We start from the raw sequence: 266 nt of genomic DNA on the forward strand, positions 1-266 counted from the left end.
GGTGACCGAGTCGTTCACGTTGATTGCAGGTACTTTTAGTTCGCCTTTTTCCAACATTTCCAGCAGACGGTGAACACCGGTCGTGGTCTCTTCAGAGATGCCGTGGATGTCATTCAGCAGTGCTGGGAAGTCGTTGTGAACCATCTCAGTCAGGTCACCACCGTCGTCCAGGATCATGTTGGCATCCCATACTTTGTCGCCGTCTTTCTCGGCAAGAATGGTCTGCTTGATGCACCACAGGAATTCTTCTTCGGTTTCACCTTTCC

1 protein-coding gene is annotated in these 266 nt (G+C 51.1%); it reads right to left on the bottom strand.

Going from position 1 to position 266, the window contains the following annotated elements; translation table 11 throughout:
• On the bottom strand, positions 1–266 hold a 266-nt coding region (locus B2067_RS00985; protein ID WP_301387205.1), incomplete at both ends, for an adenosylhomocysteinase.

Origin of the sequence: Thalassolituus sp. UBA2590 (genome assembly GCF_002339775.1) — a bacterium.
Taxonomy (GTDB): domain Bacteria; phylum Pseudomonadota; class Gammaproteobacteria; order Pseudomonadales; family Oceanobacteraceae; genus Thalassolituus.